At 39.5% G+C, this 14,518-nt stretch carries 11 protein-coding genes; 7 read left to right on the top strand and 4 right to left on the bottom strand.

Annotation, left to right across the window (positions count from 1 at the left end; genetic code table 11):
- Window positions 1–2 precede the first annotated feature (2 nt).
- A complete protein-coding gene (locus L2567_RS21120) occupies window positions 3–4,925 on the bottom strand; it encodes a T9SS type B sorting domain-containing protein (protein ID WP_235296750.1) in 4,923 nt (1,640 codons plus the stop codon).
- Window positions 4,926–5,116: 191 nt separating this feature from the next.
- Window positions 5,117–6,130: a UDP-glucose 4-epimerase GalE gene (galE, locus tag L2567_RS05515; protein WP_235296749.1), complete on the bottom strand. Its 1,014-nt coding sequence runs from the start codon at window positions 6,128–6,130 to the stop codon at window positions 5,117–5,119.
- A 45-nt stretch (window positions 6,131–6,175) separates the two neighbouring features.
- Here galE and cysQ point away from each other — a divergent pair, with 45 nt between their 5' ends.
- Genes cysQ through L2567_RS05500 form a run of 3 tightly spaced genes read left to right on the top strand, consistent with a single transcriptional unit; the run spans window position 6,176 to window position 8,210 of the window.
- A complete protein-coding gene (cysQ, locus tag L2567_RS05510; RefSeq protein ID WP_235296748.1) occupies window positions 6,176–6,955 on the top strand; it encodes a 3'(2'),5'-bisphosphate nucleotidase CysQ in 780 nt (259 codons plus the stop codon).
- On the top strand, window positions 6,936–7,697 hold the full coding sequence (locus L2567_RS05505) for a glycosyltransferase family 2 protein (protein WP_235296747.1): 762 nt from the start codon (window positions 6,936–6,938) through the stop codon (window positions 7,695–7,697). The genes cysQ and L2567_RS05505 overlap by 20 nt, the downstream gene beginning before the upstream one ends.
- Window positions 7,698–7,742: 45 nt before the next feature.
- Entirely contained in the window at window positions 7,743–8,210 is a 468-nt protein-coding gene (locus L2567_RS05500; protein WP_235296746.1) for a thioredoxin family protein, read from the top strand.
- A gap of 14 nt (window positions 8,211–8,224) precedes the next feature.
- On the opposite strand, the gene L2567_RS05495 is transcribed toward L2567_RS05500, so the two are convergent.
- Window positions 8,225–9,712, bottom strand: a complete 1,488-nt coding sequence (locus L2567_RS05495; RefSeq protein WP_235296745.1) for a hypothetical protein — start codon at window positions 9,710–9,712, stop codon at window positions 8,225–8,227.
- 122 nt (window positions 9,713–9,834) lie between these two features.
- Between L2567_RS05495 and L2567_RS05490 the strand changes: the two genes are divergently transcribed.
- From L2567_RS05490 to L2567_RS05475, 4 genes are all read left to right on the top strand, one after another.
- The gene (locus L2567_RS05490) at window positions 9,835–10,530 is read left to right on the top strand and encodes a glycosyltransferase family 2 protein (protein WP_235296744.1); all 696 of its coding nucleotides are present in this window, start codon (window positions 9,835–9,837) and stop codon (window positions 10,528–10,530) included.
- 4 nt (window positions 10,531–10,534) lie between these two features.
- Window positions 10,535–12,025 carry a cellulose synthase family protein gene (locus L2567_RS05485; RefSeq protein ID WP_235296743.1) on the top strand — a complete coding sequence of 497 codons (1,491 nt, stop codon included), beginning with the start codon at window positions 10,535–10,537 and terminating at the stop codon, window positions 12,023–12,025.
- The gene (locus tag L2567_RS05480; RefSeq protein ID WP_235296742.1) at window positions 11,989–13,284 is read left to right on the top strand and encodes a hypothetical protein; all 1,296 of its coding nucleotides are present in this window, start codon (window positions 11,989–11,991) and stop codon (window positions 13,282–13,284) included. The genes L2567_RS05485 and L2567_RS05480 overlap by 37 nt, the downstream gene beginning before the upstream one ends.
- Before the next feature lie 63 nt (window positions 13,285–13,347).
- Window positions 13,348–13,545, top strand: coding sequence for a CDGSH iron-sulfur domain-containing protein (locus tag L2567_RS05475; RefSeq protein ID WP_235296741.1), 198 nt, complete (start codon window positions 13,348–13,350; stop codon window positions 13,543–13,545).
- Window positions 13,546–13,618: 73 nt separating this feature from the next.
- Here L2567_RS05475 and porN read toward each other — a convergent pair whose 3' ends face one another.
- Complete coding sequence (gene porN / locus L2567_RS05470) at window positions 13,619–14,503, bottom strand: type IX secretion system ring subunit PorN/GldN (RefSeq protein WP_235296740.1); 885 nt, start codon at window positions 14,501–14,503, stop codon at window positions 13,619–13,621.
- Window positions 14,504–14,518 lie beyond the last annotated feature (15 nt).

Raw genomic sequence — 14,518 nt, 5'->3', positions numbered from 1 at the left:
TGCTATTTGAAAATGGTGATATCTCCATTAATGATTTGACTTCCGGTTCCGTCTACATCTGTATATTCTATAAAGAGCGTATAGATGTATACGCCATTATCGAGCACTTTGGTCTGAAAACTTCCATCCCAGGAATGGTCAATTTGCTGACTGCTAAAGACCTGGTTGCCCCATCTATCATACACAAGAAGTGAAAATGAGTTGACAATCAAATCCTCAGGAACGAAGATTTCAAATTGGTCATTATATCCATCGTCATTGGGTGAAAAGGCATTTGGAATATAAACATCGAAGAAAACACAATCCTTGTAATCAACCCGAATGGTATCTGAATTTTCACAGAGCCCATCAAAAACGGTAGCAGTCACCAGTCCGGGTACACTTGCTATGAAAAATTCTTCTTCGCTAAGGTCTTGCCAGGTCAATTTTCCCGGAGACCTACGCAGCGGTTCAATCCTTAAAGGCCTTTCTTCACAAAAAAGCGTATCTGCTGGACCGATGTCTATGTTGGGTAAAGCGATCATTTCTACTTTGATCTGATCAGAACCTTTACAACCATTGTCTCTTACAAAAAGTTGATATTCTCCCTCCTGAATGATCAATCGCTCTTTTTCAATACTTCCGTCTTCCCATTCAAAGTCCTCAAACATGTCTGGCACTTTTAAAATGACTTCTTCATTAGCGCAGACTTCCAGATCATCACCTAAGTTGACTTCCGGTATACCCTTTGTGGAAACCATTACTGAATCCCTGTTCATGCAGCCATTGGCATCAGTCACGCTCACCCACCATTTTCCAGCACCATTCATTTCGATCATGTGATCACTACTCCCATCTGACCATTGATAGTCTAAAATCTCATCCAGCACTATTCGTAATGAATCCCCCTCACAAATTGTTGTGTCACTTTGCAAATCTATCGCAGGGAGCGGCGATATAGATAGAAAAAGAGAGTCCATGAATTCACACCCTTCCTTTGACAACAGTAAATGATAATTGCCTTCAAGCCTAGCCACGTAATCTTTATCAGTGGAACCATCCTGCCATTGGTACTGGTCTCCTTCTACCATTGGAACAATAAGAAATTCTTCTCCTTCACAAATACTAATTTCGTCCCATAAAATATCACCTGGATCATCGACAAATTTTACAATCGTAGAATCTTCTTTTGTACAACCCAAGACCTCCACGACCACACTGTATTTTCCTTCCTCATCAACAAGCAATCTAGGTTCATCAGAACCCGTGTTCCAATAATATGAAGCACCCTCGTATGGAACTGAAACGTCTAACTCTACATTTGTTTTTGAACAAACCAAAGTACTATCAGGCAATTCAGGCTCAATTTCCTGAGCACCAACCACCAAAATGGTGTCATGTAGAACACAATTAGATTGAAACTGAACTTCTACATAATACAGTCCTGGTCGTTCAACCAACAAAATCGAATCTGTGCTTCCATCGCTCCAGACATATTGCTCTTTCGGGCTATAACTAAATGCTGATAATTCTAAATCTTCACCTTCACAAATGGCTCTATCCATTCCCAGAAAACCTGTTTCTATGAAATCAGGCGCATCCTGGAAAGTCCAGCCTCGATTACTACCCCCGACATCGACACTACGAGACCCCGCATTAAAATCTGCTCCGCCGGAAGCAACGATATCCTTCATTTGAACAAAATCAACGACTACTTCCGCAGTTGCAGGCATTTTAATCCTTGCCTTAACATCATTTGCAGACGACCGTAATTCAATAGGTGTGCAATTGTTGCCTCTCAATTGCAAATATTCAGAAATCTTATAATCGCGATCCTGATTGAGTGTATAAACCTTTCCAGCAACACCTATCAGAGTATCTGCTACCAAATTGCCTATGACTTGTCCGTCTCCATTGAAGCTAATGGATGAAACTGTCAATGTACCATCGAGATCACCTTCATCCCAAACCTGCCTGGAAGCAATCGTGGCCCTTCCACCTGGATTGGTAAATCGGATATCGTGCAATTTAATTTTACTTAGCGAAAAAACGCCCACATCGTCTTTTGGAAAGATTAAGGTGGATTGGCCAGGATTCACAGTCAGCGTTCGGCTTCTATCATTAAACCCGTATGCATTGTTGATATAAAAAGTGATCTCAGATTTTCCTAAGGTCATTATCATGGGCCTATTTCCTTCAGTAGCTATGCTGTTGCATTCTACCAGGATGTCATTCAATACTATTTCTCCGGAATTCTGGATCAAATTGTTCATCATGACCTGATCCATAAATGTGTATTGTCCTTGCCCTCGCATCCTGACATTCTCCAATTGTTGACCACCCAATACTATAGTTTCACTTAATTCACCCGTCAAAATCAACCAGGACACATCATAACGAAAAGAGTTGTCCACCCGGATTGAGCCATTGATCTGCAAATAATCCATCCAAATTCTGGGATTCTGTGTTTGATTTGTAAAACTAAAATTTTTACAATAGGCGAATTGGGAAGGTATGGTTTCCACTGTTTGATTTGCAGAACTGAAAGAGTTTTGATCAAATACGACATCATCCAATGGTGTAGGTATGCATTCCCCTCCTGCACCACCACTGTTCAGAGACCAATGTGAAACATCCTGCCACAATCCTCCATCCCCAACCCAGTAAAGAGTTCTTCCACTTAGCTCATTAAAGGTCATGCCGATATTATTGCCACCGTCGATTGAATTGTTATTGGTTAAAGTACTTCCCAATATCTCAATGTCGAAAATGTACATTCTCTCGAGCATTTCGTTGTTTCTTAATTCTATATGACCTCTTTCACCAGGAGTACTTCCAAACAACATGGTCGTCCCTTTGTCACAACTTCCTTGCGTAATGATTTCGCTGATGACCTGCCTCCGATTTCCATTGGAGTCAAAAACATAAGAGAAACCCTCTGCCAGTCTTAAAATACCAACCTCTGTAGACCCCGTAAAATTACCTCTGCCACTAAATGTCATGTCATCCACAATCACCGAAGTCTCTGACTCATCTGTCAACTCATCAAAGCTGGTGACCCCTCCACGTACATTATTAAAAATTACTTTAGCATAATGTGGTTTACCTCGGGTTGCTTGCCCATCATGCTGAAATGAAGATTTGTCTACAAATTCTATAGTGCTATTGGTCGCATCCACCATAAATCCCTGCATATGAACATTCCACTCCACACTGAGATATTGCGATTCCCTCAGAAATAGGTAGCTATCTGAAATATCCAGGTTTCGCATTCTATTAGAATTACTGATCATCCTGGTCATAATGAGCTGATTACCATTGATATCCAGTGTGCCTGAATTAAAGTATACAGCTCTGTAAACTTCTACATCATCCACCAATAACCATTCGCCCTCTGTCCCTGCAAAAGATATAGATTCATTGAAAATTTTTCCATTCGTGGTAATGGTATTCCCCTTCTCGATTGACTCAAAATCATAATACCCTGAAATATCATGCTTCATATTTGGATCAAGTTCAAGAGATCCTGTAACCACCATTCTTTGATCCAATCGACTTGTAAACTCTGGGGCCCCAATAACATCTGACCAAATCATATCGTGAATAAACGTACTTCTGTTGTTAAGCCTAACGCTTTGATTGGGTGCAGTAAAAGAATTGACGTCAAAAAAAGCATTATCCTTTCCTGAAGGAATACAACCCGCTGAAGGTCCTCCACTAGTAAGAGACCAGTGTGAAGGATCATCCCACCAACCGGATCCACCAACCCAGTAATAATCCACCGCGGTGGTATTGTTAAAATTCCAGCCCATATTATTTCCCAGGTCAACGCCATTATTTGCATTGAGCAGACCTCCTTCGATGTGAATATCTCTTGCTGTGATAAAGTCAACATCAACATTCCCACTCGTAAGCTCAATATTTACAGGGACTCCAGGATTATCAGAAGTGACAATCACACCTTCTACACAATCCCCGGCGGCCAAAACGTCTCCAATCTGATACCTCCTTTCTGCCCCCAATCTGTATCGACCTCCCGCTCCAAAAGAGACCATTTCTGCATTGAAACTGCCTTCCACCCTGGCACTGGAATTAAAGCTAAGTTCACCAAATTCAATTGGCTCTTCATGCCAGGTGGAGTTCAATAGCGCAGATCCGGTTGTTGCAGAAAAACGAACCGTATCTAATTTGACTTCTTGCTGACCTAAATATCTTAACTCAGGATTGGCAGCAGAAATATCTATGACAGATCCTTCGGCATTTAAGGTCAGAAAGTTTCTTTGTATGATCATGCTGACAGAGCCATCTCCGTCATAACCATAGTCTTCCTGGTAGGATCCTGAGATTACGATGTTAGAGTTTGTCAAATTGACTTCTTTAGTCCCGAAAGTGTTGATATGAAAAAATTGACAATTGATGTCGTTCTCATTGAAATGCACATTCCCACGGCTTATTTCTAGCATGGAGTCAATTTCAAGTGCACTTTCGACTGACCAGGTACTTTCTCCTTCAAAAGTCACAACGCCGGGAATCAGATTGCCAGCAAAATCGACCCTTTTATTTCCCATAGATCCTGTCAACAGAAATTTACCCTCGAAGGCTATTGACATTTCATTAGATAGAAGTAGATCACCGAAAACACTTACGGTAACGGATTTAGCTCCTCGAAGGGTCGGATTATTCGTAACTACAGACCAATCCATCGACTTACAGAAAATGATATTGTTCTTGAAGGTGACGACTTGACCTGGAGCATCGAATGAATTTTCATCGAAAATGACATTATCCTCTGATGTGGGAGCGACAGGGTATTTAACGGTGCCTCCGGACGCGGCTGCCCAATGGGAGATATCAGACCAATTTCCACTGCCTCCTACCCAGTAGTAGTCTGCAGCATGAATGTAATAAAAAGAGTATAGGAGTATAAAAGTAAATAGTATCCTCACAAAATCAGTTTTGTTTTAAACAGTGCTTTTGCAAAGATAATTGCATGGGATAGGGCTAGCTGTCTTGATCAATACTTTAGTGAAGAATTTTCAATCTTGCAGTTGTACAGCGCAGGAATCTAACCCAATCTTTAAAATCATTGCTCACAACTCTTCTTGTCAAATGGTCTCGGATTTTATTCCAGGCAAACTTAGTTCTTTCTATTAGCCCACTTCCATGCACTCTCCATAATCTCCTCGATTCCTCGAGTTGGATTCCAACCGAGATCCTTAGTGGCTTTAGTATGATCGGCATAGATGGCTACCACATCACCTGGCCGTGGAGGTCCTATTTCGTAGTTCAATGGTTGGCCGGTCACTTTCTCAAAGGCCTTGATGGCCTCCAGAACAGTAACACCTTTTCCGATACCCAGATTGTAGCTATCTAACTTTTTAGCTTCTGGTGAGTTTTCCAGAAACTGCAAGGCTTTTGTATGAGCATCTGCTAGGTCCATGACGTGAATATAATCTCTGACACAACTACCATCTCTGGTATCAAATTGGTCACCAAAAACCACTGTTTTTTCTCTTAACCCTAAAGCTGTTTCAGTGATAACTGGAACCAGATTCAACGCTACTTTCTTGGGATTTTCTCCTAGCAGATTGCTTTTATGGGCACCAGCAGGATTGAAGTATCTAAGTAATATCGCTTTTACATCCGTGTTTCTAAAGGAGTCTTCAATGATCATTTCGCTGATCTGCTTTGTCCTTCCATAGGGTGACTCAGCAGGTTTGATTGGAGAATCTTCAGTACAAGGCAAGTTCTCCACGACTCCGTAGACCGTACAAGATGATGAGAAAATAAAATGTTTCACATTTGACTCTATACAACAATCCACCAGATTAATAAGGCCATTGACGTTATTTCTAAAATACAACACTGGTTCTTCAACCGACTCACCAACTGCTTTTAACGCTGCAAAGTGGATAACGCCACTTATATCAGGGTGCTCGGAAAATACTTGTCTCAGATCATTAAGATCACAAAGGTCAACTTCATAATTTTCTATGCTTATGCCGGTTATTCTTTCGATTCCTTCTAATGCACTTTCCTTCGAATTGACTAGGTTATCCACAGAAATAACTTCATAACCATTTTCAATTAAATCCACAACGGTATGTGAACCAATGTAACCCACGCCTCCTGTCACTAAAATTTTACCCATCGTATTATATTTTTACCTTTGCGAGCTCTAAAAGTAAAAATATCGATGAACTGGAACAAGAATCTGGATGAACTATTGGGAATCGCTAAAAAAGCAGGCGAAGCGATTTTGGAAATTTACAATTCAGATGACTTCGGTGTCGAGGTCAAAGGAGATGATTCTCCGCTTACCAAAGCCGACAAGATGGCCAATGAGATCATTTGCAGTGGACTTTTAGACTTGTTTCCTGAGATCCCTATCATTAGTGAAGAGAATAAGCAGATACCTTATTCGGTACGATCGAAATACCCTCATTTCTGGCTGGTTGACCCATTGGATGGAACTAAGGAATTTATAAAGAGGAATGGTGATTTTACCGTCAACATTGCACTCATTCAAAATAATGTTGTCATAGGTGGAATAGTTTACACACCTGTTACTGAAGACCTGTATTATGCTTATAGAAATGCGGGCGCTTTTCATGTCAATGGCGGCACTAAAACTCCATTGGCCTCGAAACCATTCCATTTGAATGATATAGGACTTAGAGTAGTCTGTTCCAGATCACACCTGAATGAAGACACCCAACACTTTGTAGATGGCTTAAATCAACCAAACTTGGTTTCAAGAGGAAGCTCGCTTAAATTTCTGATTCTCGCTTCAGGTGATGCAGAGCTCTACCCAAGATTAGCACCCACCATGGAATGGGATACCGCAGCTGCTCAAATCATATTAGAAGAAGCAGGCGGAAAAGTTATCAATGAGGAAACCGGACAACCTTTAATTTATAATAAGGAGGTGCTTAGAAATCCTTATTTTGTAGCTTATGCTAAAGTGCAAGAATAATATATCTGTCGTAGTCATCACACACAACGAGGAAAACCAAATAGCAGGGTGTATTTCTTCTTGCAAAGTTTTCTCGGAAGATGTCATTGTTGTAGATAGTGGAAGTATTGACAGAACTACGGAAATAGCTCAAAATCTCGGAGCCAAATGCTTCACCAAACCCTGGGAAGGATATGGAGCTGCAAGAAATTTCGGAGCAGATATGACCACTTACGATTGGATTCTTAGCATAGATGCAGATGAACGTCCTGACGATGAAATGTCACGGTCGCTTTGTGAAATTCAACTTAATCAGCAACATATCTATGGATTCAGGCGTATCAATCACATAGGCTCTGTAGCCATCAAGCATGGAGATTGGAACCCAGATATTAAATTTAGATTGTACCATCGAGAAACGACTAGGTGGAATAATCAAAAAGTGCATGAAAATTTACATATTGAGAAATGGCAGACCCGAACAATTTTACCAGGCCACATTATGCACTATTCCTATGCGGATGTGGAATCTTTACAGAAAAGACTGGACCACTACGCCCGTTTGGGGGCAGCAGAAATGTATTCACAGAAGCAAAAGGCAGGACTGATCTCTAAGCTTAAACCCTGGTTTAAGTATTTCAGATCTTATTATCTAAAAGGTGGATTCAAAGACGGAAAGCTAGGACACCAAATTGCGAAAGCAAACGCTGAAGCGCTCCGTCGAAAATATGCCTATCTTAGTGAAATCAAGGAAAAGCAATAATCTTATAACTTTAATATCGTTATACTCAGAAGTATAATTATGAATATGAAAATCAGCATTCAAATTTTACTGGTCATTTTTCTGGCTCTATCATGCACAACTACGCATACGGTTTTAAAGGAAGATGAGTCTACTAAAAATCCAGATAAGATGGATTTTAACCATAATTCTTCAGTCTCACTTTCAAACGTTGTGGACCAGGCAGTGGCAAGTAACAAATTAATATTTGTAGACTTCTATACGGATTGGTGTACGCCATGTAAACTAATGGATGAAGATGTATTTGTAGATGAGAAATTTGCCGATTATATGAAGTCTAAATTTATTAACTATAAGGTCAATGCTGAAAAAGACAATGGTCCCAATCTGGGCGTCATGTTTGGTGTTGCTGGCTACCCCACCCTATTGATTCTTGATCAGCGCGGCAGAGTCTTAGAGAGAAATGAAGGTGCTTTATATCAAACTGGTCTGAAGGCAATGGCTCGACGGGCCTTAGACAAGGCTGCACTTTAATTTAATCTTTTGAATCACTGATATTCGTAGCATCCAATGTCCGGCTTTTCAACATCTCGTAAATTTCCGTCCAAATCACTAAAAATCCCTGAAAGTGGAATGGCCTGCATTTCGAGTTGAGATAATGTGTCAAGATGAAAGTTTTTCTCATCAAGGTCTGCAAATAGATTTTCTGACTTATTGATGGTCAGACAGTTCTCACATTGGTCAAAAAAATTAGGAAATACATTTAGAAGCGTGTCGATATCCAACGCACAATTTGTAAGCTGGTAGTTAAAAACATTTGGTTCCTCGTTAAAGGTGCCATCAACAAACAGTATTTCATCCTCACTCTGACCAGCAATGACGGTATTTCTTAAATTAATGAAAAGTGGATTAACCAAAATAGGACTACAAAAAATCTCGTCTGTACACCTAAAATTGTCCGCATATAAAGAGGCGACCTGGTTACCGTCATAGCCCGCGATCGTCGAATAGTCAATGTTGACTTCACCACCATATTTTACAAGGAGAGTTTCAGCTCCAGCACTATGAAAAAGTGAATTTTTGATATTTAATTGACCAACATGAAAAGAAACCAAAGCTCTGGTAGCGTGGTTACTAACCTCCACGGCATCCAGTTCTAGTTCGCCTAAACTATCGATGGTAATGCCTGTAATCCCATCTTTTACAATGGTGTGTCTGAGTTGATTCCCCTTACTTTCCGGAAAAATCTGAAGGCCATACCACTGAGCTGGCACTCCTTCATATTCAGACTCCAGCCGATCGCCCTGAATGATGACTGGTTGATCTATTGTACCATTGGCCACCAGACTCCCATCCTTCAAGACAATGACTCTACCATCATTGTAAGTCGCTCGCTCCTCTGTAAAAGCAACCCCTCCATGAACATAAACTTTGCAATCCGGTGGTAATTCCAGTGTACAACTATCTACGATCAAAATGCCATAGATCACATAAGGCTTGGGATCATCCCAAATCACTGTTTCCAAATCACATGACAACAAAGAAAGCCGCCCTTTAGCAGCGTTCGATGGGACATAGTTTGCATTCTGTCCCCAGGCTTCAAGGATTATTTTTTGTTGATTGCCATTCACTTCCACTAAAAGTTGTTCTTCTATGATAAAAGGGCTAATCGAAAGATCCATATCGGGATCTATTGTGACTTCTGCAAAAACATAAATGCTGTCTTTTGGCGGAATTTCAGTTCCCTCAACCTCAGTCCCTGCCACACCATTGACATTCAACCTAAAAAAACTGTCACTTCCCTTGTCCAATCCAACCCTACTCAGTAGTAGTGCTTCATTGTATGGATTGTAGATTTTAAAACTACGTGTAGCTGAACCGACTGTAGTGAAAACGGTATCAAACCTCAAAGTATCGGTTGAAAACTCAATCATCGCATCAGTGCGGTCGTAAAAGTTTTCAGAATACCTACAAGATGTAATTCCTCCGACTATAAGTGCTAATAATACTAAAACACTAAGAAAAGCTCTGTTCATGCTGCAAAAGTAAAATTTCTCTTCGTTCTATCTGTAAAAGTAAACGTTCCACATCCGAATGTCATATGTCGAACAGTATATTAATTAATTAATAGCGTACCTTCGCGGTGCAATTTCAAAATTTGAGTCGAGAACCCATTATAGATGTGATTATTCCAGCCTACAACGAAGAGGCTTCGATTGCTCATGTCATCAAAGATATTCCAAAGTATCTCGTACGGAATATCATCGTATGTGAAAATAATAGTACAGATCGAACTGCGGAGGTCGCCAGTGAAGCAGGCGCGATTGTCGTATCTGAACCCGAGAAAGGATATGGAAACGCATGTTTAAAAGGGATGGCATACATCGAATCACTGGAAAGTAATCCTGACATCGTGGTGTTCCTTGATGGAGACTACTCGGACTACCCGGAACAGATGCCGGAGCTGGTAAGACCAATCATCAACGACGGGATGCATATGGTCATAGCCTCCAGGGCTGTGGGTCAGTTAGAGAAAGGTGCAATGATGCCGCAGCAAGTGTTCGGTAACTGGCTCGCAACCACCTTGATCAAATTGTTTTACAATGTGACCTTTACAGATCTGGGTCCTTTTCGGGCTATCCGTTATGATAAATTAATAGAAATCGAAATGCAGGATAAGACCTTTGGATGGACTGTAGAGATGCAGGTGAAAGCCGCAAAACATAAATTCAGATTTACAGAAATTCCTGCTAAGTACCGGAAGAGGATTGGTGTTTCCAAGGTTTCAGGAACAGTGAGAGGCACCATATTAGCGGGACATAAGATCCTGTGGACAATTTTTAAATTGCTATAGGCCAATGGTTATATTAGGATACATCATATTGATTATTTATTGCCTGGCACTTACCTATGTATTGGTCTTCTGTCTCATGCAATTTCATTTGTTATTTCAGTACAATCGCCACTTAAAGGAAGACAAAAATGAAGATTCTGCTCAGAGCCTAGATCTTTCAGATGAAGAATTTCCCTTCGTAACGGTTCAATTGCCCATCTATAATGAATTATATGTGGTGGAAAGATTGGTAGACAACATCGCAGGTTTTGATTATCCAAAGAACAGGTTCGAAATTCATATTTTGGATGATTCAGATGATGAAACCGTAGAGATTGCTGAAGCAAAAGTTGCAGAATACAAAGCTAAAGGTTACAACATTGAAAGAATCACCAGAAAGCAACGTACCGGATACAAAGCCGGAGCTTTGAGAGATGGAATGCGATTCGCTAAAGGTGAATTTATAGCCATTTTCGATGCAGATTTTCTTCCAAATCCTGATTTTCTACAAAGCACTATACCTTTTTTTAAAGATGAAAAAATCGGAGTGGTTCAAACGAGGTGGGAACACATCAATCGAGATTATTCCTTGATTACCAAGCTTCAAGCCTTTCAACTTAATGTGCACTTCACAATTGAACAAGTCGGAAGAGAAACAGCTGATTATTTATTGCAATTCAATGGGACAGCCGGTGTATGGAGGAGAGAGACGATTGAAGATGCCGGTGGCTGGGAGGCAGATACATTGACTGAAGATCTGGACTTAAGTTATCGGGCACAGTTGAAGGGATGGAAAATTCACTACCTGGAAGATGTGGGGTCACCCGCCGAATTACCAGCTGAGATGAATGGTCTGAAATCTCAGCAATTTAGATGGATGAAAGGAGGCGCAGAGACTGCAAAAAAAATGTTACCACCTGTCTGGAGATCTGATCTCAGCCTGGTCAAAAAAATACATGCCAGTGTTCACTTATTGAGCAGTTCAGTCTTTCTTAGTGTCTTTATCATTGGGGTTTTAAGTGTCCCAGTGCTGTTTCTTCTTGAACCAATCGGAGTGAATGCCAGATACTTTGGAATATTCTTATTGAGCATGTTATCCATAGTAGGTGTATATTTTGTAGCCAATGCACGTACGACCTGGAAAGGAGAGCATTTCTTTAGAATTATTTTAAAGTTCTTATTCATTTTCCCGGTTTTTTTAGCGTTATCAATGGGACTATCATTGCACAATTCTATAGCCATCATCCAGGGTTACATCGGACGAAAGTCTCCTTTTATTAGAACTCCAAAATTTGATATCAAAAATATTGCAGACAAACTTAATAAGGAAAAATACATGGCGACAAGAATTCCATTTACTACGATTATGGAGGGATTGTTGTGTTTATATTTTATTTATGCGATATATGCTGGTATCCAAATCAATAATAATTCCTTTATCTTACTCCACATATTATTAGCGCTGGGTTACGGTGCAATATGTTTTTATTCAGTGAAGCACTTAAGGATCAAGTGAAATATGTTCTTCTATTAACCTTTTTATTCGGGGTGGCGTTTACAGCCTTTGTGCCTGACCAAGAAGATTTCAGCTTTATTCTTGCCGGATTCTCAGTTTCCTTTGCCTCCTACATTATTTTAATACACAAGTCATACTTTAAGCTTAACGCACTTTTATATTGTGCAGTGATTATAAGAGTCATCTTACTTTTTGCCTTTCCCAACTTAAGTGATGATATATATCGGTTCATATGGGATGGTAACTTGCTTCATGAGGGCATTAATCCTTATGAATATCTACCATCAGAATACATTGAAAGTACTAACGTAGAGCTTTTTAGAAATACCTTCCCTTTACTAAACTCTCCTGACTACTATAGCATCTATCCCACCTTCGCACAAATAATATTCTATATAAGCTCATTCTCTTGGATGGATACCTCTTTTGTAATCAAACTCATCTTAATTGCAGCGGAATGCCTCACCATTTACACGGGTATTAAGGTATTGGACTTATTAAAAATGGATCAGAGAAATATCCTTTGGTATGCGCTAAATCCTTTGGTCATCGTAGAGGTTATGGGCAATCTCCATTTTGAAGGATTTGTAGCATGTTTCTTTATGATTGCACTGTATTACTACTTGGTTCAAAAACTAAATGCATCCTCTTTCTTTCTCGCATTATCTATTTCAGTGAAACTCGTACCCTTACTTTTCTTACCCTACTTTCTGTTCCAAATGAAATGGCCAAAGGCTCTTTTCTATCTGATGAAAGTGGGACTGATAACCCTTATTTTATTGTCACCCTTAATTCTTCAACTTTCTGGATTTACAGAAAGTCTAGATCTTTATTTTAGAAAGTTTGAATTTAATGCCAGTATTTATTTTGTCTTGAGAGAAATAGGCCAATTGTGGAAGGGTTATAATATGATTGCGCAAATAGGTCCATGGCTCGGGGTATGTACATTTGTTGTAATTATGTTACTTGCCTATAAGGTTAAAGATTTTATACTTTTTTGCCAACTTGCTTTACTCGCCTTTCTTCTTCTTAGTACCACAGTGCATCCCTGGTACTTAACTTTAGGTGTTCTTCTCAGCGTTTTTAGTCACTTAAGATTCTTCATCCTATGGTCTTTTCTGATCATTTTAAGCTACTCTAAATACGGAATGGGAAATCAAGCCTACTACACATTTATTGGAATTGAATATCTTATATTGACGGCCTACCTGATATATGAAATAAGTAAAAGAAGAACCAGAACTTTTAATTTAGAATGATTCTAAGGCTTTAATTGAAAACAAATACAGAAGAAAATCGCTTCTGATAATAAATACTAAATGATGGAAGATAACAAATTAACAGAAATACAAGTTTTTGGAGACGGTCCTCTCAGAGTAAACGGTCCTCTTAAAGTTACTTTGAGAGATGGAAGTGAAGTCGAGAAGGAGAATGGAGCAACTTTTTGTAGATGTGGAATGAGTTCAAACAAACCCTTCTGTGACGGAAGGCATAAGAAAGAAGGTTGGACAGACCTGTAAGAAATGTAATTAAAAAAAAAGGCGACTGAAAGAATATTCAGTCGCCTTTTTTATGCTCTTAAAGTTTATTTTCTTAAAATTCCCAAAGGTCGTGCTCGAAATTGAAAAGATCATTTTTAATCTTTTGACTTTCTAATAACACATCTATTCCTAACTGATCACTTTCTTCGAAGTAATCCTTTAATCTTAAATCCAAAACATTCGATTGCTTGTAAATGTAGCTGGCAAAAACTCTGGCTTCGAATAAATCGTACCATGTCATTGGAGCTGCATCATTTGAATCATTAAAGACCTGGAACTTAGACAGTGACTCTCTAATCTGCGGGTAGTAAACCCAGAAAAGTGGTGCCTCATATTTAAATAGTCCAGTGTCTTCATCGTATTCTTCCTTAATCGGAGCGATTCCGAGAATTCTTACTCTCATTCTGGAAGTTTCCTCATCAAAGAACCATACTTCTTTCACTCTGTATCTTTTAATGTCTTCCCAATTGATCTCTTCAGTAGTGATTTTGATCTGCTCTTCATAAGTTTCAGGGTCAAAAACTACTGATGTATCTACTCTGTTCAGAATACCTGTCAATTCATTGCTTTCGATGATTTCAGTAAATCTATCATCTCTGAAAACATTGATTTCACCATCATTAGCCAACTGCTGAATAATGGAAAAGAAAGACTTTTCAGGATATCTGAATACAAGGTTTCTTTTTTCTCTTGTATCGATTACCCTCCATATTCTTTTCTCCCATGCAATATCAGCTTCTCTGATAGGCTCGTAAGGTAAAACTCTGTTCTCGACCATCAATCTCTTTTCTACCACACCATCTAAGAACACTTCGTTAGCAGGTTCGCTTGATTCAGTCATGATTTCTTCAGCTCGTTGAGCAGTAGAAACATTCACCGATCCTACTACCAGAACGAGTAGAAGGAAAGCATTAAAAAATTTAAGAGCAAAATTCATCTTTTTCAATATTTG

The organism is Portibacter marinus, assembly GCF_021533195.1.
Lineage (GTDB): Bacteria > Bacteroidota > Bacteroidia > Chitinophagales > Saprospiraceae > Portibacter > Portibacter marinus.
This window is presented reverse-complemented; position numbering and strand designations above follow the sequence as displayed.

Excerpts from the sequence above, each read along its gene's own strand:
- galE (WP_235296749.1), bottom strand. The coding sequence starts at position 6,130 with ATGGGTAAAATTTTAGTGACAGGAGGCGTGGGTTACATTGGTTCACAT.
- cysQ (WP_235296748.1), top strand. The coding sequence starts at position 6,176 with ATGAACTGGAACAAGAATCTGGATGAACTATTGGGAATCGCTAAAAAA.
- L2567_RS05505 (WP_235296747.1), top strand. The coding sequence starts at position 6,936 with ATGCTAAAGTGCAAGAATAATATATCTGTCGTAGTCATCACACACAAC.
- L2567_RS05500 (WP_235296746.1), top strand. The coding sequence starts at position 7,743 with ATGAAAATCAGCATTCAAATTTTACTGGTCATTTTTCTGGCTCTATCA.
- L2567_RS05495 (WP_235296745.1), bottom strand. The coding sequence starts at position 9,712 with ATGAACAGAGCTTTTCTTAGTGTTTTAGTATTATTAGCACTTATAGTC.
- L2567_RS05485 (WP_235296743.1), top strand. The coding sequence starts at position 10,535 with ATGGTTATATTAGGATACATCATATTGATTATTTATTGCCTGGCACTT.
- L2567_RS05480 (WP_235296742.1), top strand. The coding sequence starts at position 11,989 with ATGTTTTTATTCAGTGAAGCACTTAAGGATCAAGTGAAATATGTTCTT.
- L2567_RS05475 (WP_235296741.1), top strand. The coding sequence starts at position 13,348 with ATGGAAGATAACAAATTAACAGAAATACAAGTTTTTGGAGACGGTCCT.
- porN (WP_235296740.1), bottom strand. The coding sequence starts at position 14,503 with ATGAATTTTGCTCTTAAATTTTTTAATGCTTTCCTTCTACTCGTTCTG.